Source organism: Myxococcus sp. CA056, assembly GCF_013336715.1.
Lineage (GTDB): Bacteria > Myxococcota > Myxococcia > Myxococcales > Myxococcaceae > Myxococcus > Myxococcus llanfairpwllgwyngyllgogerychwyrndrobwllllantysiliogogogochensis.
The window spans coordinates 1642517-1663912 of record NZ_JABUMT010000001.1 but is presented as its reverse complement, the minus strand read 5'-3'; the positions used below and the strand labels follow the sequence as shown (position 1 = coordinate 1663912).

The window sequence follows — 21396 nt, the reverse complement described above, 5'->3', positions numbered from 1 at the left end:
CTCACCTCACGGGCCGAGGCAGTCCCGACGCGGGCAGCGTGTGGGTCGACGCCGTCGTGGACGAGGTTGCCCTCGGCGGTGTCGCTTCCGGCAGGGCGTTTCGCTCCACCTCGCGCAAGAGGCCCTGGACATGGCGGACCATCTCCGTGAGCGCCGCGTCCTCCGGGTGGCGCGGCATGGGCAGGTGGACCTCCAAATCCCTCACGATGCGTCCCGGCCTCGGCGCCATCAGGACGACGCGGGTGCCCAGCATCAGCGCCTCGTGCACGTCGTGCGTGACGAACACAATCGTCTTGTGGGTGCGCATCCAGATGGACTGAAGCATCTCCTGCATGTGGATGCGCGTCTGCGCGTCCAGCGAGCCGAAGGGCTCGTCCATGAGCAGCACCGTCGGGTCCACCGCGAGCGCCCGCGCCAGGCTGGCGCGCATCTTCATCCCGCCGGAGAGCTGGTGCGGCAGCGTCTCCTCGAAGCCCTGGAGCTGCACGCGTCGGATGTACTGGTCCGCGCGCTCCTTGCGTTGGGAGCGCGGCACGCCTCGCGCGGCCAGGGCGAAGGTGATGTTTCCGCGCACCGTGAGCCACGGGAAGAGGGCCGCCTCCTGGAACATCAGGAGCCTGTCCGGCCCGGGGCCTCGGATGCGTTGTCCATCAATGGACACCGTGCCGCCGGTGGGCTGCACATGGCCGGCCAGCGCGTAGAGCAGCGTGGACTTGCCGCAGCCCGAAGGACCCAGAAGGCAGACGAGCTCCCCCGAGCGGACGTTCAGGTCCACGTCCTGGAGCGCCACGACCTTGTTGGCGTAGCGGTGGCCCAGCTGGGTGACGGAGATTTTCGCGTGGTCGGCCTCCACGTGCGCTGGCCGGAGCAGGCGCAGCGAGCTTCGCCATCGGCCAAGGAGGGCACGCAGCATCGGCCACAAACTAGGCACATGTGGGCAGGGCGGAAGGGGGTGGCGAGCCGCTTCGAGAGCGCTCGCCATCCTGCTTCCTCGTCCAGCAACCAGGGAGGCCCGGTGCTTGGACGTGGGTACAAGCACTTCGTGACCTCGGCTTCTGAAACGTAGGGACTCCGGAGGCGCTTGCTTCCGGTGCCCGCCCGGCTGTCCCGGACCGGAGGGCAGGTGTGGGGGTTCCCTTGGAGAGAGACCTGGGGGAATCTCCCGCCAATGCACCTGGGGAAATACGAACTCGTCCGCAAGCTGGCGACCGGAGGCATGGCGGAGGTGTTCCTGGCGAAGGCGGCCGGGCCCGGGGGCTTCGAGAAGACGCTGGTGCTCAAGCGCATCCTCCCGCATCTGGCGGAGGACCCGTCCTTCGTGGAGATGTTCCTCGGCGAAGCGCGGCTCGTCGCGGGGCTCAACCACCCGAACGTCGTCCAGATTTTCGACTTCGGTGAAGCCGAGGGCAGCTACTTCCTGACGATGGAGCTCATCGACGGGCCCAACCTGCGGCGCTGGCAGCGACAGGCCGCGACGCGAGGGCAGCCGCTGGCCCCCGGCATCTGCGCCAAGGTCGTGGCGCAGGCGGCGGAGGGCCTCGCCTTCGCGCATGAGTTCGCGGACCCGACGACGGGCCAGCCGCTCGGGTTGATTCACCGCGACGTGAGCCCGGACAACATCCTGGTGTCCCGGCAGGGCGCGGTGAAGGTGGTGGACTTCGGCATCGCCAAGGTGGCGGGACAAAAGCACCGCACGCAGACCGGCATCGTGAAGGGCAAGGTCGCGTACATGCCGCCCGAGCAGGTGCGGGCGGACCCGCTGGACCGGCGCGTGGATGTGTATGCGCTCGGCGTGGTGCTGTACGAGCTGCTCACGGGACGTCTGCCCTTCGATGGGCCCTCGGAGCTGGCGATGATGCAGGCCATCGTCTCGAGCGAACCGGTGCCCGTGAGCCGTCATCGCAAGGATGTTCCCAGCGCCCTTCAAGCCATCATCACCCGGGCGCTGCACAAGGACCGCGAGGACCGCTACGCGGACTGTCGCGCGCTTCATGCGGACCTGGAGCGCTTCGTGTTGTCCCTGGGCGAGCCGGTGGGCGCGTATCAGATTGCCCAGGCCGTCGGGCAGGTGGTGGAGGAGCGCCTCGTTCCGACGCCCGCGCCGATGTCGTCTCGGCCCGAGCTGCGGGACGCTCGGGTGGAGACGCCCGAGCGCACGGTGCCCTCCGGCCCCTCACGAAGGCAGCACCCCGAGACACAGGACCCGCCCGCTCCCTCGGTGTTCGAACAGGACACGGAGCAGCGTCCTCGCTCGGAGGCGGGCGCCGCGCGGAAGAAGAGGCTCGTGCCGGTGGCGCTCGTGGGTGCGGCGCTGCTCGTCGCGGGGGGTGGTTACGCGCTGCTCGGAGGAACTCCGTCCCCTGTGCCCCAGGCTCAGCCGGGAGCGGCGACGCAGGCACCAGGGGCTACCGCGCTCGTGGCCGCCGCGCCCACGGTCCCCGCGGACACGAAGGACACGAAGGGCGTGGAGGAGAAGCCGGACGAGGCCGAGTTGGAGGCCCAGCTCGCGGTGAAGCGGGAGCAGGACGAAGGGCCCCCCGACACAGACGACTTCGACCTGCTCGCGCCCGTGGTGCCTCCCGCGAGTGACAATCATGTGGAGAGCAAGGAGCCCGCGTCACCAGCGGTGAAGCGCGCGCTGGGCTCGGTGGAGTTTCGCATCCGCCCCTATGCCGTCGTGTATCTCGACAAAAGGCTGCTGGGCGAAACACCGCTCGCCGTCATCGACGTCCCGGCGGGCATCCATACCGTGACGGCCTCCAACCCGCGATTGGGGAAGAAGGTGACGCGCAGCTTCGAGGTGAAGGCGGGCGTGGCCAATGTCTTCAAGCTCAATCTGTTGCAGGAGGACTGAGCCGAGATTCATCCCGCGTGGCGGGCGGCGGGACGGAGCGCTTACGGCTCATCTTTCGCGGCGGCGGCGGGCTGCTCGGATGGTGGCGGAGTCGCGGGCTTGTCTTTCGGGCCCATCACCGTATCCAGCGCGGAGCCCAGCGCCGAGCCGACATTCTTTCCCAGCGAGGAGCCCGCGGCGCCCAGGCGCGAACGCAAGCCTGGCTTCGACTCGTGGATGGGCAGCGGCTTCGGCTCGGGCGTGGCGTCCGCCTGCTTCTCCACGGGCGCGGGCGCGACGGCCTTCGGCTCCTCGACGACGGGAGGAGGGGCCTCCACGGGCGCGGCCTTCGCGGACTCGGTGCCCTGCTTGAGCTGCACCTGCTTGCGCACCGACTCGAAGTCCCGCTCCACCTTGGGCGCCGCCGCGACAGGCAGCTTCGCCAGGGGCCGCAGTGTGAGGCCGGTGCGGAACTCCTCCAGCGCCTGCTTCCTGCGGCCCAGGTCCGCGAGCACCAGCCCCCGATAGAGCGCCACCTCCACCTGCTCGTCGGTGGTGGACGCGACCTGCTTCGCCTGCGTCAGCCAGTTGAGCGCCTTCTCGTACTCCAGCGACTCGTACAGCGTCCCCGCGCGCTCGATGCGGTGGCGGAAGAGCCCTGAAGAGTTCTCTGCGTCGGGGGGATTCGCGGTGGCCAGTCCCGGCGCGAGCCAGGCCCACAGCACCACCACCCAGGCCCCCCAGCTTCTCGGGTTCGTCGAAGCTTCCATGTCTGGCAAAGCTAGCACGGAGGCCGTGGACAGGAATCCACCCCCCTGGGGCGGCGAGCCCACGGGACACGCGCTGGATGTCTGGGGTTGACCGGGTGCGGAGTGACCGTGTCAGGCCGCTGAAGCCTGAGCGGCCCGCTCGACGCGGCGGTGGGTCCGCGTGCGCCACGCCAGCCACAGGCTGAAGATGAACAGCGCCACGCCCACGCCGGTGAAGGCGCCGCCCACGCGCAGGGACGCGCGCCGGTCATCCCGGGTCACCTCCAGCGGTCCCGCGCCCGGCGCGGCGAGGTAGCGCTCCACCTGCTCCTTCACGGCGGTGGCCTCGGCCTCCTCGGTGGCCCACTGCGCGAAGAGGGGCAGCTTGCCCTGCGTCGTCTCCAGTTGGGGTCGGAAGATGGGCACGGACGCGCGGCGGGCGCTGCGGCTGCGCTCCACCTTGACGGCCTGAATCGCGTCCAGCGGCAGCGTGGCCAAAGGCTCGCGCGTGAGCCACCCGGAGCGAGTGAGGGTGCAGGGCCCACCCGGCTCACAGCGGAGGTCCATCCGCGACTTTCCGTCCAGGAGCCACAGGCCGAACACCAGGAAGGGCAGGGCGAGGAGGAGGAAGGCCGCGGTGCCAATGGCCGTGGAGCGGCTGGCGAGGGGCGTGTCGTCGGTGGGGGCAGCGGGAAGGGGCTCGCTCACGGTCACCACTCATAGACCGGGAGCCTCCGGCTGGCAGCGGTTTCGTGCACTCGTCGACAGCCGCCCCCGGTCAGCGGGCGACCGGGCGCTGTGTACCCCCCAACCCTTGACCCTGGTGTCCCAGCCGCGCGGTGAACACCTCAACCAGGATTCGGCACTCGAATGGGCAGGAGCCGCGCATGAAGGCCGTCGCCGTCTTTCCCGGGAAGAAAGAGGTGCGCGTCATCGACGCGCCAGAGCCCCAGCTCCAGTCTCCCACTCAGGTGAAGGTGCGCACCCGCGAGGTGGGCGTGTGCGGCACGGACAAGGACATCGTCTCGTTCACCTACGGCTCGCCGCCTCCGGGCTCGGACTTCCTCATCCTCGGCCACGAGTGTCTGGGCGAGGTGGTGGAGGTGGGCTCGGCCGTGAAGGGGCTTCAAGTCGGGGACCTCGTCGTCCCGCGCGTGCGCAGGCCGTGTCCTCACGCCACCTGTCCCGCGTGTCGCGGCGGTCATCCCGATTTCTGCATCACCGGGGACTTCACCGAGCGCGGCATCAAGGAGGCCCATGGCTTCTGCTCGGAGCACTTCGTGGAGGACGTGGCGTATGTGCACCGAGTGCCCACGGAGCTGCGCGAGGTCGCCGTGCTCACCGAGCCGCTGACCATCGCCGAGAAGGGCCTGCGCCAGTGGGAGCACATCCAGGAGCGCCTGCCGTGGCGGCCCGCACCGGGGCGCGCGGTGGTGCTGGGCGCGGGTCCGGTGGGACAGCTCGCGGTGCTGACGCTGCTGCGGCGGGGCTTCGCCACCACGGTGTACTCGCACAGCCGCAAGCCGAACCCGAAGGCGGACGCGGCGGAGGCGGTGGGCGCGCCCTACCTCTCCACCCAGGACGTGTCCCCGGCTGAGCTGGTCCGCCGCGTGGGTCCCGCGGACGTCATCTACGAGGCCACCGGCGTGGTGAAGCCGGCGTTCGACGCGCTCGAGGCGCTGGCGAACAATGGCGTCCTCATCTTCACGGGGGTGCCGTCGGACAAACAGCCGCTGACGCTCGAGGGCGCGGAGTTCCTCAAGCAGGTGGTGCTGCGCAACCAGGTGCTGCTGGGCACGGTGAACGCGGCGGCCACGGACTTCGACGCGGCGCTGGAGGACCTGGCTCGCTTCCGTGCGCGCTGGCCGGGGGGGCTGGAGCGGCTCATCACCTCGCGCCATCCGCCGGAGGCCTTCCTCGACGTGGTGACGGGCAAGGCGGGCAAGGGAATCAAGCAGGTCATCACCTTCAGCTGAGGGCGAGGTGCGTATGCAGGGAGGCAGACATTCGGTGGCGGGGGGCTCGGTGCCCATCGAGGACCACGGCGTCATTGGCGACCTGCGCACGGTGGCGCTGATAGGCAACGAGGGCACCATCGACTGGATGTGCTACCCGCACTTCGACAGTCCCAGTGTCTTCGCCGCGCTGCTGGACCCGGAGAAGGGTGGCCACTGGCGCCTCCATCCCCAGCCGGACGGAGTGATGTGCAAGCAGTTCTACTGGCCGGACACCAACGTGCTGGTGACGCGCTTCTACACGCCGGACGGCGTGGGGGAGCTCATCGACTTCATGCCCATGGGGCGGGATGACGAGAAGGACGTGCGCGAGGTGCTCCGGCGCGTGCGCGTGGTGCGCGGAGAGATGGCGTTCGAGATGGAGTGCTTCCCGGCCTTCAACTACGCGCGGGACACGCACACGACGCACCTCATCGCCGGCGGGGCCGCCTTCGAGTCGGAGAAGCTCCAGCTCACCCTGGCGTCCTCCGTGCCCATGCGGCGCGCGGAGCGGGGTGTCACGGCGAGCTTCGTGCTGCGGGAGAACGAGTCCGCCGTCTTCACGCTGCGCGAGGGGATGCGGGTGTCGTGCGAGGAGCTGGTGCACAGCCACGACTCGGCGGAGAAGGTCTTTCGCGCCACGGTGGAGTACTGGCGCCACTGGCTGTCGGGCTGTCAGTACACGGGGCGCTGGAGGGAGACGGTGCAGCGCTCGGCGCTGGCGCTGAAGCTGATGACGTTCGCCCCGACGGGCGCGATTGTCGCGGCGCCCACGTGCAGTCTGCCCGAGTCACCCGGTGGCACCCGCAACTGGGACTACCGTTACTGCTGGCTGCGGGACGCGGCCTTCACCGTCTATGCGTTCCTGCGCATCGGCTTCAAGAAGGAGGCGGCGGCCTTCATGCGGTGGGTGGAGGCGCGGTGCGCGGAGCAGGGGGACGGGCCGCTGCCGCTGATGTTCTCGTTGGATGGCAGCCGGGTGCCGGACGAGGTGGAGCTGCCGCACCTGGCGGGCTATGGCGGCGCGAAGCCGGTGCGCATCGGCAACGGGGCCGCGGACCAGCTCCAGCTCGACATCTATGGCGAGCTGATGGACTCGGTGTACCTGTTCAACAAGTACGCGGCGCCCATCTCCTACGACTTCTGGCGGCACCTGCGGAGGCTGGTGGATTGGGTGTGCGAGCACTGGAACCAGCCGGACGAGGGCATCTGGGAGGTGCGCGGAGGGCGGCGGCACTTCGTGTATTCGAAGCTGATGTGCTGGGTGGCGGTGGACCGGGCCATCCGGCTGGCGGACAAGCGCAGCTTCCCGGCGGACCGACCCCGGTGGCTCGCGACGCGCGACGCCATCTTCGAGGACATCATGGCGCGGGGCTGGAGCGAGGAGCGCGGCTCCTTCATCCAGGCGTATGGGAAGGACACGCTGGATGCGGCGAATCTGCTGATGCCGCTGGTGTTCTTCCTGTCGCCGGTGGACCCGCGGATGATCTCCACGCTGGACCACATGCGCCAGCCGCCATCGAAGGGCGGGCTGACGTCGGACGGGCTGGTGTTCCGCTACGACGTGGAGGCCACGCTGGACGGCATCGCCGGCAGCGAGGGCACCTTCAACCTGTGCAGCTTCTGGTTGGTGGAGGCGATGACGCGAGCGAACCCGGTGCGGCCGGATTTGCTGGAGGAGGCGCGGCTCACCTTCGAGCGGATGCTGGGCTACGCCAACCACGTGGGGCTGTACGCGGAGCAGACGGGCATGTCGGGCGAGTCGCTTGGCAACTTCCCGCAGGCGCTCACCCACCTGTCGCTCATCAGCGCCGCGTACAACCTGGACCGGACGCTGGGGCGCAAGGACTGACGGGACGCAGAACCACTCGTCGTCGGCCTCCGTATTGAGGGAGAGTGAGGCTCCACCGCGTCAGGTGGGCTCACCTCTCCGGTTCCCTTCATGGCCGCTCCGCTTCCGTCCGTCCCCGTGTCCTCCCCCGCACCCGGCGCTCGTGTCCTCCGCGTCCTCAAGGGCGTTGTCGCCGTCGTGGGGTTGCTGGTGCTCGCGACCCTCGGCGTGCGCCTTCGCTACGGGGGAGGCGAACCGTACCCGGACGTGACGGGCATGCCCCTGTTGCCGGACAGCGCGCTCGAAGAGGTGGTGCGCAGCGCGGAGCCCATCGGCAACGTGGCGGTGTCCTCGACGGGGCGCCTGTTCTACACGCTCCACCCGGAGAGTCGGCCGGAGGGCGCGAAGCTGTGGGAGTGGGTGGACGGCAAGGCCGTGCCGTTCCCCGCGGAGGCGCTCCAGAAGAGGCTCTTCGACACGGTGCTCGGCATCACCATCGACCGGCGTGACTGGCTGTGGACCATCGACCATGGCAATCACGGCCTCGGCGTGCCGCGACTGCTCGCCTTCGACCTGGCCAACGGGCACCTCGCGCACGAGTTCGACTTCCCGCCGCAAGTCGCGCCGCCAGGCTCCTTCCTCCAGGACCTGCGGGTCGATGCCCAGGGCGGCACGGTGTTCATCGCGGACGTGGGCTTCTGGCGCCGCTCGCCCGCGCTCATCGTCTACGACGTGGCCGCGAAGCAGGCGCGCCGCGTGCTGGAGAAACACGAGTCCGTCTTCCCGCGCGACTTCGTCATCCGCAATCCCATCAAGGAGATGGTGTTCTTCGGCGGGCTCGCCGCGCTGAAGTGCGGCGTGGACGGCATCGCCCTGGACCCGAGCGACGAGTGGCTGTGGTTCGCCGCGATGAACCACGACACCATGTACCGGGTGCGCACCCAGGACCTGCGCGACGCCAGCCTGGATGACGAGGCGCTCGCCCAGCGGCTCCAGGCCGTGGGCCGCAAGCCGCTCAACGACGGGCTCAGCGCGGACGCGCAAGGCAACGTGCTGATGACCGACGTGGAGCACGGGGCCGTGCTGCGGATGAGTCCGGAGGGACGGCTGGAGACGCTGGTGAAGTCCCCGCGCATCCGCTGGGCGGACGCGCTCAACCACGGGCCGGACGGCTGGCTCTACGTGGCCGACAGCGCCATTCCCCACCACATGCTCCAGTCCAAGGCGCACATCGCGGCGAACGGCCCCTACTTCATCTGGCGCTTCAAGCCCGGCATCGGCGGCATCGCCGGCATGTGAGGCCCGGCGCCCGGCGCGTCTCCACCCGTGTCAGCCGCCCTTGTCCGCCCGCGTCCGGCCGGCGCACGAAAGGACACGGCCATGGGAGACCCACGCAATCCGAAGCGGGCGAACGAGCCCTGGAACCCCGAGCGACTGCGCGTCAGCGAGGAGGAAGTGCTCGCGCTGGCGCCGTGGGTGACGGTGTCCGGCGGTTGGGCGTGGCACTTCATGGCGCCCCCGCATGAGGAGCTGAAGCTCTACCACGACCACAAGGACGTGGACCTCTTCGTGGAGCCCTCGCGCTTCCCGGAGGTCGTCCCGGTGCTCACCGCCCGGGGCTACCACCGCATCTGGACGCGCTTCGACGCGACGAGCACGCACTTCTACCGCTACGCGCGGCATGACGCGGGCGGCAAGGTCATCCTCGACGTCTTCGTCCGGAGCGTCCCGTCGGTGGAGGCGCGCGGCGTGCGCGTGGTGGACCCGGCCACGCTGCTCACCTTCTACGGCGACATCCACAGCACGGAGGATTGCGTGTCCGTGCTCGCCGCCCGCGCGCTGCTCGCCAAGGGAGAGAGCCCCATCGGCCGCGCGGAGCTCGTCACCCGGCCCTCATGACTTTGGAGCGCGCGAGGCCCGTGAAGCCTCGCGCGCTCGAGTCACGTCACTGCACGTTGAAGTGGTAGTTGTTGCCGAAGTTGGAGTCCCACGCCTGGCAGCCCCAGCGGCTGGTGTTCTCGAACCAGATGGCCAGGTCGCCGCGCGTGTTGAGCGGAATCGACGGCGCGGGCGGGTTGGGCGTGGACGAGAAGCCCGCCACCCAGAAGCTCTGCACCGGGCCGTTGTTGAACTGGTAGTGGCCGGTAATCGTCCACCCCGGCGTGTTGGCGTTGATGTTGCCCCGGCACTGCGTCAATCGCGAGGCGTCGTAGACGATGCTCACGGCGCCGCCGAAGGGCAGCGGGTTGGAGGAGGCGAAGACATTCCAGCCCTGGGACGGGGACTGGAAGGTGATGCTCGGCGCCGTTTGAGACACGGCCACCGAGGCGACGAGCACGGAGACAGCGGCCAGCAACCACCGGAAGTGACGACGCAGCAAGGCAGGACTCCTTGTCGAAAGAGGCACGGCACCAGGGATACGCGGGCCGACGGCTCCACGGGCCACGGCGACTTCCTCGCGGCTTTGCCCCGCGAGCCGCCCCGGAGTCTTCTACAGTCGGGCTCCCCCACTCCTTACGCTCCGCGCCATGGCCGACCCAAGACTCGCCTTCTACCGACTCGCCGTCCGCGTCGACGCCCACTATGACGCGATGAGCCGGAGCTTGCGCCGCTCGCTGGGCATCGCCCCGCCGCTGCGCATCCTCCCCTACCGGGGCCATGGCACCTCCGAGCGCGCCGTCATCAAGGCCCGCGTCCTGGAGGACCGCCACATCCGCCCGCAGAAGCAGCGCCACACGCTGTGGAGCAGCGCGGTGGCCTCCTACAAGCGCTACATGACGCGCGAAATCGCGGGCGCCCACGTGGCGGTGCGCTGGGGCGACAAGCGCTGGGAGGGCACCACCGACGAGGAGGGCTTCCTGGAGCTGTGGGTGACCCCTCCGGAGGGCGTGCGCTCCGGCTGGCACATGGTGGAGCTGGAGCTGTTGTCGCCGGAGCCGGAAGGAGTGCCTCGCGTGGCGGCCCCCGTGCGAGTGGCCGGCGCGAGCGCGAGCTACGGCGTCATCAGCGACATCGACGACACCGTCATCGTCACTGGCGTGACGGACCCGCTCAAGCGCGCCTGGGCCCTGTTCCTCACCGAGCACCGCGTGCGCCTGCCCTTCCCGGGCGTGGACGCCTTCTACGCCGCGCTCCAGGCGGGCGCCGAGGGGACGGGCGACAACCCCATCTTCTACGTCTCCAGCAGCCCGTGGAATCTGTACGAGCACCTGGACGAGTTCCTCGCGCTGCACCACATCCCCACCGGCCCGCTGCTGCTGCGCGACTGGGGCCTGTCCAGCCAGGGCTTCGCGCCCGGCGGCGGCCACGGCCACAAGCTGGACAAGATGCGCGGGCTGCTTGGCGACTTGGAGCACCTGCCCTTCATCCTCATCGGCGACAGCGGCCAGGAGGACGCGGAGCACTACCGCACCATCGTCCGCGAGTTCCCCGGCCGCGTCCTCTGCGTCTACATCCGCAACGTGCCCGGCCACCCCGACCGCGCACGCGAGCTGGAGCGCATCGCCGCCGACATCCGCGACGCCGGCAGCCAGCTGCTCGTCGTGGACGACACCACGACGGCTGCCCGCCACGCGGCCCGCTCCGGGTGGATTCAGTGGAAGGAGGTCCTCGAGGTGGAGGCCCATCGTCGTGAGGAGGTCTCCAGGGACCTCGGAGGCTGACTTACGAAATTACAGCGTCGGCATCATTTTATGAGTAATGCTTGAATTCCAACCTTCAGTTGTGGCACAGGCGCACCTGATTATCCGGTCTGTCCGTTGTTTCCACATCCCTGAGGGAAGCGAGTTCTCGCGTGGCCACCTGGTGCATCCGTTTTGCTGGTCACTCACCGCGCTGGTCCCAGGCGCGTGGGGTCTGGCGGTGTTCGAGGACGCCCAAGCAGGTGTGTGCGCCGAGGGCGCGTCAGCGTCCGCCCCTGCGCACCCCGCGCCGCAAGGCGAAGTGCTCGTGGTGGACGACGCGGCGGCCCTCGTCGGCGCGCTGAAGCGGGCTGTCGGTGGGGCTCCGGACGTCGGGGCCCCGTGGTTCAAGGCAGGGGACGGCCGCCCTGGAACTGGGCCAGGCGGGTGGCGCGCTCCATGACTTCGCCCTGGGCCCAGCGCTTCTCCGCGCCCGCGGGAGGCGTCAGCCGGCGCCAGGCGCCGTCGGCCTGCAGCTCCCACGCGTGGGTGTTGTCCGCGAGGCTGCGCTCCAGCGAGTCACGCACCTGCGCGGCCAGCGTGGTGTCCTCCACCGGCGCGAGGATTTCCACACGGTGGTCCAGGTTGCGAGGCATCAGGTCCGCGGAGCCGATGTAGCAGCGCAGCTCCGTGCCGCGCTCGAAGATGTAGACGCGCGCGTGCTCCAGGAAGCGGCCCAGCGTGGACACGACGCGGATGTTCTCCGAAATGCCGGGGACGCCGGGGCGCAGGCAGCAGATGCCTCGCACGTTGAGTTCGACCTTCACTCCGGCGCGCGACGCGTCGTAGAGGGCGCGGATGATGCCCGGGTCCACCAGCGCGTTCATCTTCATCTGGATGCGCGAGGGGCGCTCCAGCGTGTGGGCGACGACGGTGCGTTTGATGTGCTCCAGCAGGCCCTCGCGCATGGTGAGGGGCGCCACCAGCAGCTTGCGGAAGCTCTTGGGGCGTCCGAAGCCGGTGAGGTAGTTGAACAGGTCCGCCACGTCCGCGCCGATGTCCGGGTCCGTGGTGAACAGGCCCATGTCCGTGTAGAGGCGCGCCGTCTTCGGATTGTAGTTGCCGGTGCCGATGTGCACGTAGTGCCGCACCCGCTCGCCCTCGCGCCGGACGATGAGGATGGCCTTCGCGTGTGTCTTCAGCGAGGGGATGCCGTACACGACGTGCACGCCCGCCTCTTCCAGCGCGTTGGCCCACTTGATGTTGGTGCGCTCGTCGAAGCGGGCCTTCAGCTCCACCATGCACACCGCCTGCTTGCCGTTCTCCGTGGCGGTAATCAGCGCGGGCACCAGCGGCGAGCTGTCGGACGTGCGGTAGACGGTCTGCTTGATGGCCAGGACATCCGGGTCCGCCACCGCCTCCGTGACGAAGCGCTCCACCGACGAGGCGAACGAGTCGTAGGGGTGGTGGACGAGCAGGTCCCCGCGCCGCATCGCCGCCATCACCGTGACGCCCTCGGGCGAGTCCGTGTCCGGACGCAGCCGGGGCTGGGTGACGGACACCCACGGCGGGTCCTTCAGCTCCGGGAAGCCGGGCGCGAAGGCGATGGCCTGCACGTCCCCCAGGCCCAAGAGGCCCTGCTCCTCGTACACCTGCCGCGACTCCAGCCCCAGCGCCTCCACCAGCGGCTCCAGCAGCTTGGGGCTCATGCCCGCCTGCACCTCCAGGCGGATGACGTCGCCGAACCGCCGCTGCCGCAGCTCCGTCTCCACCGCCTTGAGCAGGTCCTCCGCGTCCTCGGACACGGTGAAGTCCGCGTCGCGGGTGACTCGGAACAGGCTCCAGCTGAGCACCTCCATGCCGGGGAACAGGTCTCCCAGGTGCTGGGCGATGACCTCCTCCAGCGGCACGAAGACGTTGTTCTTCAGGGGCAGGAAGCGGGGGAGCAGCTCCTTGGGCACCTTCACCCGGGCCACGCTCTCCTCGCCGGCCTCCGGGTCTCTCAGCAGCACCGCCAGGCTGAGCGACAGGTTGGAGATGTAGGGGAAGTGCCGGCCCAGGCCGATGGCCAGCGGGGTGAGCACGGGGAAGATTTGCTCGCGGAAGCGCTGATCCACCTGGGCGCGCTGGTCGGCGTCCAGCTCCTTCGCGTTGAGGATGCGCAGGCCCTTCTCCGCGAGCGCGGGCCGCAGGAGCTTCTCGAAGATGGCGCTGTGGCGCTTGCTCTGCTCGAAGATGCCCTCGTGCAGCTTGTCGAGCGTGTTGCCCGGGGCCGCGCCGTCCGGCACCAGCCGAGCCACGTTGGCGCGCACCTGTTCGTGCAGGCGCGCGACGCGAATCATGAAGAATTCGTCCAGGTTGCGCGCGTAGATGGCCACGAACTTGAGCCGCTCCAGCAGCGGCTCGTCCGCGGACTCCGCCAGCTGGAGCACCCTGTCGTTGAAGGCCAGCCAGGACAGCTCGCGATTGAAGAAGAGCCCCTCATCCATCTCCGCCCCCGCTGGCAGGGCATCCCGCTCCAAGGACTTCTGGGGGGGGACGCTGCGTCCGGCGGCGCCTCGCTTCGCCATCTTTCACGACTCCTGGTTCCTACCTCGGCGGGGATGTAGCAGGCCGGCCTCCCACCGATTGTGAACTTCGATGTCACGAAAGGAAGCCCTCCAGCGCACGGTACACGCCCGGGAAGTTGCCGGGCGGGCGTTACCGGAAGGCCCGCGTGGAGTTTCTTGCATCCGCGCTGTTGGAACGGCATGTCAGTCGACGTGAGCCCGACAGAGAACCCCTTGAATGCCTCCCTGGTCTCCGCGCCGACGGACGCTGGCAACCTCTTCACGGCCTATGACAAGGAGGACCGCAAGGCGTCCCGAGGCCGCTGGGCGCTGGCGCTCCTGGCCGCCCTGGTGCCGGTGGTGCTCGCGGTGGTGTTCTGGACGATGGTGCGCGAGCAGCGCCCGACGTTCCAGGTCGTCACGCCCCATGGCTTCAAGTCCATGCACGGTGGCATGACGACGGACCAGGTGATGGCGCTTTTGGGCCGCCCCATGACGCGCGAGCGCGACGCGACGGGCGCGGACTGCTACCGCCACGGCGCGCCGTCGGTGGAGAAGGAGTTCTTCCTCGTCTATTCGGTCTGTTACGAGGACGGGAAGCTGAGGGACGTGAAGCAGCAGAAGTTCTCCGCGTGGTCCGTGGAGCCGGAGACGGGCAGCTTCAAGGCCCCGTCCGGCGACGTGGCGCCCGCGCCCACCGGCGCCCCGGAAGCGGCGGCCCCGTCGTCCACCGCGGGCTCGCGGTAGTCCCTCCGCTCCAGGCACTCCCCTGACTCGCGGCGGGCCCGACTGCCCGCCACCCGACGCCAAGCCGTCCCATGGGCGGGGGTGTGGGCTCATGGCCGGCAGCGCCACCTTGTGGGCTGGGTGAGGTTCGGGCTGGAGGCTGATGTCCGGAGGGGGGCGGCGTGGGGCGGCCGTGGACGTTCTCACAGCGCGTCGGCGCTGGCTTCATCGCGTCCCTGCTCGTGGCGCTGGCGCTGGCGGTGACGTCGGCGGTGGCGCTGCTGTCGGTGCGCTCCGGCCACAAGGCGAGCCTGCTCGAGTTGTCCATGGACCTGCTGGAGGTGGAGCGCCTGCGCCGGGCCTTCAGCGACAAGGTGTCCAGCGAGCGGGGCTATGCGCTGTCGGGTGACGCGCTCTTCGCCGAGGAGATGGTGGCGTCGCGCGAGCGCTTCATCGCCACCTATGAGCGGCTGAAGCCCCGGCTGGGCACGGAGCCCTCGGCGTCGCTCCTGGAGTCCGTGATGCGCGCGGAGCAGGAGCATGAGCAGGCCGTGCGGGAGCTGGTGGTGGCGCATGCCAGCCAGGTGCCCCGCTCTCGGTTGGAGACCCTCTTCGAGGAGCGGGTGGGGGACACGCGCCTGCGCGCCTATGAATCGCTCCAGCAGCTCTCCGCGAGCGTGGAGGAGCGGCTCGCGCTGGGCATCCAGGCGGCGGTGGAGGTGGACGAGCGGGTGCTGGTGCTCACCCTGGTGGCGGCGAGCCTGGGCCTGGCCCTGGCCGGGGTGCTGGCGTGGGTGTTGTTGCGGCGGCTGCGTCCCTTGCGGGAGGAGGCCGAGGCCAGCACGAAGCGCTTCCAACTGCTCGTCGAGGGGGTGCAGGACTACGCGCTGCTGCTGCTGGACGAGCGGGGCCGGGTGGCGAGCTGGAACCCGGGCGCCACGCGCATCACCGGCTATCAGGCGGCGGAGGTCGTGGGCGAGTCGGTGGACCGCTTCTACCCTCCGGACGAGGTGGCGCTGGGGCTTCCGGAGAAAGATTTGGCGCGCGCGCGGCGGGACGGGCGGCTGCGCACGGAGGGGTGGCGCACGCGCAAGGACGGCACGCACTTCTTCGCGGAGGCCCTCATCAACACGCTGCTCGACGACGACGGCGAGGTGCGGGGCTACGCGGCGGTGACGCGCGACATCACCGAGCGACAGCGCGCCGAGCGCACGCAGCGATTGTTCGCGGAGGCCGGCCGCGTCTTCCAGCAGTACCTGGACCCGGACCTGATGGTGGCGGAGCTGGCGCGGATGATGGTGCCGGAGGTGGCGGATGTCTGTCTGCTGTACATGCTGACCCCGTCCGGACAGCTGCGGCCCCGGGCGGTGAAGCATGTGGTGGCGCAGAAGGAGCCCTCGCTGTGGGAGGCGGTGCGGCGCTATCAACCTCCGCCGGATGTCCCCCAGGGCCTCTGGCAGGTGGTGCGCACGGGGCGCTCCCAGTGGGTGCCGGACGTGTCGCCGGAGATGCTGACGCAGGGAGCGCAGGACGCGGAGCACTTGAGACTGATGGAGCAGGTGGGCGTGCGCTCGTACCTGGCGGTACCGCTGCGCGCCGGAGAGCGGACGCAGGGGGTGCTGGTGCTGCTGATGTCCCTGCCGGAGCGGCGGCTGACGCTGTCGGACCAGGTCTTCATGGAGGAGCTGGCCGGGCGCGCGGCGCTGGCGCTGGACAACGCGCGGCTCTTGCGCGAGGCGCGTGAGGCGGTGGAGCTCATCGGCGTGGCGGCGCATGACCTGGGCAATCCGCTCAACACGCTCCAGTTGCTCTTGCGCAGGCTGCTGCGCACGGACCAGGCGGTGGAGCGGGAGAAGGTGCGTGACGGCCTGGGCACGGCGCTGAAGCAGACGCAGCGGCTGGGGCAATTGCTGCTCAACCTGCTGGACTTGTCGCGACTGTCCTCGGGGCGACTGGTGCTGGACGTGGCGCCGGTGGACCTGGCGGACCTGGCGCACGAGGTGGTGGAGCGCTTCGCCGCGCACGCCGCGGAGGTGGGCAGCAAGTTTGTCTTCGACGCGGAGCTGGGGCTGGTGGGCCAGTGGGACCGGCTGCGATTGGACCGCGTGGTGACGAACCTGGTGTCAAACGCGCTGAAGTTCGGCGCGGGACATCCGGTGGTGGTGCGGGTGGAGCGCGCGGGGCTGGCGCGGGCGCGACTGGTGGTGCGCGACTTCGGCGAGGGCATCGCCCTGGAGTCGCAGCGGCGCATCTTCGACCGCTTCGAGCGGGTGCCCTCGGCGGGCCGCCACGCGGGCTTCGGACTGGGGCTCTACATCGTCCGGCAACTGGTGGACGCGCACGCGGGCTCCGTCCACGTGGACAGCACGCCGGGCGAGGGCTCCACCTTCACGGTGGAGCTGCCATTGATGGAGCTGGGCGCGGAGCTGGAGGACGACGCCATGGAGCCGGCGCCGCCCGGGGCGACCTAGGCTAGAGCTTCTCCATCGTGTCCGCGGTGCGCTCCTCGCGGACGTTGCCGGTGTTGAGGGTGGTGGCCGGCTCGAAGAGGAGGACATGGACCTCCTCCTCCGCGACGGGCCGGTGCTCCACGCCCCGGGGGATGATGATGAACTCGCCGGGCTCCACCTCCACGGTGCGCTCGCGCAGCTCCATGCGCAGCCGGCCGTGGAGGACCAGGAACAGCTCGTCCTCGTGCTCGTGGTGGTGCCAGGTGAAGGGGCCCATCAGCTTCGCCAGCCGGACGTGTTGTCCGTTCAGCTCACCCACCACTTTGGGGGACCAGTGCTCGGAGAACAGGGTCAGCTTCTGGGCAAGGTTGACCTTGTCCACGCTCGGCGATGCCATGTGTGTGCTCACTTCATTCGTTTCCGCCTCCGCGGTGTCGGACTCGACGCGGCGGCGGGAGTCCCAGCGGGGCGGGCGCGCGCAACTGGTGCTGGGGCTTCGGGGAGGTGCGCTCATTCCGGGGTCTCTCCTATCAGGACGCGGAGTCTTGAATCCACCATGCACGAGGCCCGGGACGGATGTCTGTCTTTCCATCCAGACACCGCCGCTCATGGACACCTCGCGCGAGGTTGGGTCGACTACCCGACGAAGGGTGAGGCCTGACTCAGTCTGGATAGAACATCGGGTCCCGCGTGATGACGAACGAGGAGATGACGGAGGCCACCTCGTGCGGCAGTCCGGTGAACTGCACGCCCACCCCGGGCATCAGCTCCGGCATGCGGGGATTGGACTCGCGCACCCAGCGCACCACGCCCGTCACCTTCATGGGCCGGCCACCCGGCAGCGTGAAGTCCAGCTCCACCTGTGTGCCGCGAGGCACCGCGTCCACCGTGGCGATGAAGACGCCGCCCTCGCTGATGTCCATCGAGAAGCCGGTGAAGAAGTTGGAGTCGCTGCGCATGTCGATGGACGTGTGCATCCGCACGCGCCCGTTGCGCCGGGCCTCCTGGCCGTCCGCGCTCGCCGCTCCCCGCGCCGGAGGGGAGGGTAGCGCCAGTCCCTGGGACTTCACCGTGGCGGCGGCCTGCGCCAGCTCCGCCTGACGCACGCGAGCGGCCTCCTGCTGCGCGCGCGTGGCGGCCTCCTGTCGGGCCCGGGTCCGCGCGGCGCTGGCCTCCACCTGCTGCTTCAGCGCGGCCTCCGCGTCCGCCACGGCGCGTGACACCTGCGCGGTCTGCTCCTGCTGGATGCGCAGCGCGGCCTGCACCTCCGTCCCCATCCGCTTGCGCGCCTCCAGGGCCTTCTCGCGCGCCTCCAGCGCCTTCGCGCGCGCGGCCTCCACGTCCAGGGACGGCACGCGAGCGGCCTGGAGCCTGGCCGCCTGCTCGCCCACCTGCGGGTCGGCGTCGGGTTCCTGGTGGGCACGGGCCAGCGCGGCGCGCACGCCGTCGAGTCGGGAGGTGAGGGCGGCGGCGTCGGCGAGGGAGCGCGTCACCTGCTCCGCGAGGCGGGACTCCTGGGCGGACAGCTCGCTCTCGGCGCGAGCCAGCTCGGCCTCACGGGGGCCCGACGGGGGGACGCGGGCGGCAGGGGACGGCGAGGTCATTCTTGGGACTCCAGAGGGCCGGCACTGTAGCAGGCTCCCCGGGAAGTCCACGCGCCCCTCGCGTGTGGGTCAATCCGCGCCCTTGATGCAGGCGACGGGCTTGAGGCGCCGGGCGACTCGGGCGAGCCCCGCCATCTCCACCGTCTCCAGCACGTCGTCCAGGTTCTTGTAGCAGGGGCCGGACTCGTCGAGCGGCGTCTGGCGGGTGTTGAGGATGATGCCGGACTCCGCCATGCGCGCGTCGGTGGCGCCCTGGTCCAGCACGCGCCGGGCCTCGCCTCGGGACAGGCGCCGGCCGGAGCCGTGGTTCACCGAGTAGATGGACTTGGACGCGCCCTCTTCCGCGAAGAGGATGGCGCTGCCGGTCTCCATGGAGCCTGGAATCAGGATGGGGTGGCCGGTGTCCTCCCACGTGGTGCGCTTGAGCGCGGGGTGGCCCGCGGGGAACGCGCGCGTGGCGCCCTTGCGGGCGACGAACTTCCCGGCCTCCTTCTGGATGAGGTTGTGGGAGATTTCGTAATAGACGCTCGCGGTGCCGCCGAAGACGTCCTCCAGCGCGGCGCACACGGCCTCACCGATGATGAGCCGGTTGGCCACGGCGAAGTTGGCCGCCATGTTGTGCAGGTTCCAGTACTCGCGGCCCATCGGGCTGTCGGCGTCGAGCCAGACGAAGTCCTCGCTGCGGCTCTTCAGGCCCAACTGGGCGGCGCCCTTGACGAAGAACGTCTTGGCGATGTTCCACCCGAAGCCCCGGCTGCCGGTGTGGAGCATCACCCAGACGCGGCCCTCTTCATCCACCTGCATCTCGGTGAAGTGGTTGCCACCGCCCAGGCTGCCCAACTGGCCGCGCTTCTCGTAGGCCCGGTCGGGGATGTCCACCCGGTCGTCTTCCACGGGGATGAAGTCGCGCTCGGTGATGGCGGAGCCTCGGCCCAGGGCCTTGGCGCCGTGGCGGACGACTTCCGCGAAGGCTCGGTCGGACACCTTGCGCTGCGCCTGCACGCGACTGGCGCCCACGCCCACGGCGATGCGGCGGGTGACCTGCTCAATCCACTGGCGGCGCTTCGCCGGATCCGCCACGTCCTCCGCGTTGAGGGACGTCTGGAGCTGCACCATGCCGCAGCCGATGTCGTAGCCGGCGGCGGTGGGCAGGAGGATGCCGTCGGTCTCCACCACGGTGCCGATGGGGACGCCGTAGCCCACGTGACAGTCGGGGGTGACGGCGACGCGGGTGACGCCGGGGAAGGACGCGGCGTTGACCACCTGGTCGAAGACGGCGTCCTCCATGCCGGGAAAGTCGGGGCCTTCTCCCCACAGGAGCTTGTCGGAGAGGAACAGGTCCGCGTCGACCTTCATGGTCTTGGTCTTCGGCAGGACGTAATGGCCTTCGGCGGCCTTTTCCAAACGCTGCTTCCAACTCATGGCTTTGCCTCCCCTGACGCCCCTGGACAGGGGTGAACACGCGCGAGGGACGGGAGCGTCCGAAAGAAGCTGACCCTGGCGCCCGGGTTTCTCCGTGCCTCCGAGGATGCTGGGAGAGCGGGCGGGAAAGCGAGCGAATTTCCGGGGTTTTCCCTCGGAGAACGGGGGAGGGCGCCAGGGCGCGACGCGGTGCGTGGGTGGCGCCTGCCCCGGACCTTGGGACGATGAAGAAGGGCGGGTGCTGTTGCCGTCTCGACGTCGGCAACGCATCCTCGTGGTGGCCCCGAGGCCTGGTTCGCACACCCGGACAGTCGACCGAAAGTCGGCTCGCGTGCGAAGCGCGGGAATTGGATCGGCCGAGGACTTGCCGCATTCCGGCTCCAGGCCCATCCATCTCCCATCCAGGCAGGGGGTGGGCGATGGGTTTCCTCGGTGGGATGTTCCTGGCGGTGGCGTTGCAGGCGGTGCCGGCGGATACGTTGGCGGGGCCGGTGTTCAATCCGTCGATCTGCGCGAAGAAGCGCGTCGATGCGTGCGGTTGTCACCACGTGTATGGGATTCGGCACTGCCATCCCAACCGGAAGGGTGAGCACTGCGAGGCGCCGGTGAAGGCGCAGGTGTCGGAGGAGAAGGCGGAGGCTCCGGTGCTGGAGAGCCGCGAGTCGGAGCCGGCGAAGACGACGGAGCAGGAGAAGGCCCCGCAGCCTCCGGCGACGCACGAGAAGAAGCGCTTCGACCCGAAGAAGTCCGTGCCGATGTAGTCCGCGCGCGCGGCGCAAGTCCTGGTGTGAAGGCTGGATGCGCCTCCGTGTCGTGGAGGCGCTCCGCCAGACGCGTGTCAGCGACGGTGGGCGAGGATGCGCAGGCCCACGGGCTGGAGCGAGTGCTCGTCCAGACGACGTTGCTCGACGGTGAGCAGGTGCTCGGCTACGCGCTCACCGGAGACGGTGTTGTCGTGGGCCTCGATGGCGCCTCTCGCCAGATAACGGAACAGATAGGGACCGCGAGTCACCTGGGAAACCTCGAAGCCCCCGTCGCGGAGCGCGGTGAGCATCGCGGCTCCGGTGTGGAGTGGCTCGTCGTGGTGCTCGTGCTCGTGGTGCCAGCGCTCCAGGGGTGGCTCGGAGGGGGCGCCGTGGACGGCCTCGGCGGGAAAGCGTCCGGCGACGGCCAGCAGGTCCTGGGTGTCGTAGTACCAGCGCGCGGTGGTCTCGTCCGGCGCGGCCAGGTCGAAGTCATCCACGACGAGCACACCTCCGGGGACGAGCAGCTCGCGCAGCCTCGCCACATTCGCGTCGAGCGGAGTGAGGTGGTGGAGGACGGTCACCGCGACGACGGCGTCGAAGGGCTGCTCGGAGGTGAAGCGCAGCAGGTCTGTTTCCTCGAAGCGGACGCGCGGTGAGCGTGGCGTGTCGCGCAGGCGAGTGTCGATGGCGACGACGTCATGGGCCTGGGCGGCGAGCTGGCCCGCGAGGGAGCCGTCACCGCAGCCGACTTCCAGGACACGGCGCCGAGTGGAGAGGGCGGGAGCGACGAAGGCGAGCGTCTCGCGAAGGGTGAGGGGCGTCATGGCGGTGACGTGCATCGTGGTCGGCGGGGACCGCGAGGGGCAAGCGTC

Annotated in this window: 18 protein-coding genes; 9 read left to right on the top strand and 9 right to left on the bottom strand. The window is 69.9% G+C overall.

Annotated features, from left to right (window positions below; all coding sequences use genetic code 11):
• Position 1 precedes the first annotated feature (1 nt).
• Positions 2–913, bottom strand: a complete 912-nt coding sequence (locus HUA76_RS06770) for an ABC transporter ATP-binding protein (protein ID WP_254614001.1) — start codon at positions 911–913, stop codon at positions 2–4.
• Between the two features lie 255 nt (positions 914–1168).
• Here HUA76_RS06770 and HUA76_RS06765 point away from each other — a divergent pair, with 255 nt between their 5' ends.
• Positions 1169–2854, top strand: a complete 1686-nt coding sequence (locus tag HUA76_RS06765; RefSeq protein ID WP_174456049.1) for a serine/threonine-protein kinase — start codon at positions 1169–1171, stop codon at positions 2852–2854.
• 41 nt (positions 2855–2895) lie between these two features.
• Here HUA76_RS06765 and HUA76_RS06760 read toward each other — a convergent pair whose 3' ends face one another.
• Positions 2896–3603 carry a tetratricopeptide repeat protein gene (locus tag HUA76_RS06760; RefSeq protein ID WP_174456048.1) on the bottom strand — a complete coding sequence of 236 codons (708 nt, stop codon included), beginning with the start codon at positions 3601–3603 and terminating at the stop codon, positions 2896–2898.
• 111 nt (positions 3604–3714) lie between these two features.
• Positions 3715–4290 carry a hypothetical protein gene (locus HUA76_RS06755; protein ID WP_174456047.1) on the bottom strand — a complete coding sequence of 192 codons (576 nt, stop codon included), beginning with the start codon at positions 4288–4290 and terminating at the stop codon, positions 3715–3717.
• Positions 4291–4469: 179 nt separating this feature from the next.
• On the opposite strand from HUA76_RS06755, the gene HUA76_RS06750 reads away from it, so the two are divergent.
• The 4 genes from HUA76_RS06750 (at position 4470) to HUA76_RS06735 (ending at position 9306) form a co-directional block, all read left to right on the top strand.
• The gene (locus HUA76_RS06750; protein WP_174456046.1) at positions 4470–5558 is read left to right on the top strand and encodes a glucose 1-dehydrogenase; all 1089 of its coding nucleotides are present in this window, start codon (positions 4470–4472) and stop codon (positions 5556–5558) included.
• 13 nt (positions 5559–5571) lie between these two features.
• Positions 5572–7428, top strand: a complete 1857-nt coding sequence (locus HUA76_RS06745; RefSeq protein ID WP_174456045.1) for a glycoside hydrolase family 15 protein — start codon at positions 5572–5574, stop codon at positions 7426–7428.
• Positions 7429–7545: 117 nt separating this feature from the next.
• Positions 7546–8706, top strand: coding sequence for an L-dopachrome tautomerase-related protein (locus tag HUA76_RS06740; RefSeq protein WP_174460322.1), 1161 nt, complete (start codon positions 7546–7548; stop codon positions 8704–8706).
• A gap of 81 nt (positions 8707–8787) precedes the next feature.
• Positions 8788–9306, top strand: a complete 519-nt coding sequence (locus tag HUA76_RS06735; RefSeq protein WP_174456044.1) for a hypothetical protein — start codon at positions 8788–8790, stop codon at positions 9304–9306.
• A gap of 46 nt (positions 9307–9352) precedes the next feature.
• Here HUA76_RS06735 and HUA76_RS06730 read toward each other — a convergent pair whose 3' ends face one another.
• Complete coding sequence (locus tag HUA76_RS06730) at positions 9353–9787, bottom strand: DUF6209 family protein (protein WP_174460321.1); 435 nt, start codon at positions 9785–9787, stop codon at positions 9353–9355.
• A 148-nt stretch (positions 9788–9935) separates the two neighbouring features.
• Here HUA76_RS06730 and HUA76_RS06725 point away from each other — a divergent pair, with 148 nt between their 5' ends.
• Positions 9936–11069, top strand: a complete 1134-nt coding sequence (locus HUA76_RS06725; RefSeq protein ID WP_141641880.1) for an App1 family protein — start codon at positions 9936–9938, stop codon at positions 11067–11069.
• A gap of 365 nt (positions 11070–11434) precedes the next feature.
• On the opposite strand, the gene ppk1 is transcribed toward HUA76_RS06725, so the two are convergent.
• Complete coding sequence (gene ppk1, locus HUA76_RS06720) at positions 11435–13597, bottom strand: polyphosphate kinase 1 (RefSeq protein WP_174456042.1); 2163 nt, start codon at positions 13595–13597, stop codon at positions 11435–11437.
• Positions 13598–13789: 192 nt separating this feature from the next.
• On the opposite strand from ppk1, the gene HUA76_RS06715 reads away from it, so the two are divergent.
• Complete coding sequence (locus HUA76_RS06715; protein ID WP_371823432.1) at positions 13790–14323, top strand: hypothetical protein; 534 nt, start codon at positions 13790–13792, stop codon at positions 14321–14323.
• Positions 14324–14484: 161 nt separating this feature from the next.
• A complete protein-coding gene (locus tag HUA76_RS46215) occupies positions 14485–16773 on the top strand; it encodes an ATP-binding protein (protein ID WP_174460320.1) in 2289 nt (762 codons plus the stop codon).
• A gap of 1 nt (position 16774) precedes the next feature.
• Here the strand turns inward: HUA76_RS46215 and HUA76_RS06705 are convergent, their stop codons facing one another.
• The 3 genes from HUA76_RS06705 to HUA76_RS06695 form a co-directional block, all read right to left on the bottom strand.
• Entirely contained in the window at positions 16775–17149 is a 375-nt protein-coding gene (locus HUA76_RS06705) for a cupin domain-containing protein (protein WP_174465237.1), read from the bottom strand.
• A 265-nt stretch (positions 17150–17414) separates the two neighbouring features.
• Complete coding sequence (locus HUA76_RS06700) at positions 17415–18356, bottom strand: TIGR02266 family protein (protein ID WP_174460318.1); 942 nt, start codon at positions 18354–18356, stop codon at positions 17415–17417.
• Between the two features lie 69 nt (positions 18357–18425).
• Positions 18426–19778: an RtcB family protein gene (locus tag HUA76_RS06695; protein WP_141641885.1), complete on the bottom strand. Its 1353-nt coding sequence runs from the start codon at positions 19776–19778 to the stop codon at positions 18426–18428.
• A gap of 419 nt (positions 19779–20197) precedes the next feature.
• Here HUA76_RS06695 and HUA76_RS06690 point away from each other — a divergent pair, with 419 nt between their 5' ends.
• Positions 20198–20539 carry a hypothetical protein gene (locus HUA76_RS06690; RefSeq protein WP_174456037.1) on the top strand — a complete coding sequence of 114 codons (342 nt, stop codon included), beginning with the start codon at positions 20198–20200 and terminating at the stop codon, positions 20537–20539.
• 77 nt (positions 20540–20616) lie between these two features.
• On the opposite strand, the gene HUA76_RS06685 is transcribed toward HUA76_RS06690, so the two are convergent.
• Positions 20617–21363 (bottom strand): trans-aconitate 2-methyltransferase, encoded by a 747-nt coding sequence (locus tag HUA76_RS06685; protein WP_217439244.1) that lies wholly within the window; start codon positions 21361–21363, stop codon positions 20617–20619.
• Positions 21364–21396: the final 33 nt, after the last annotated feature.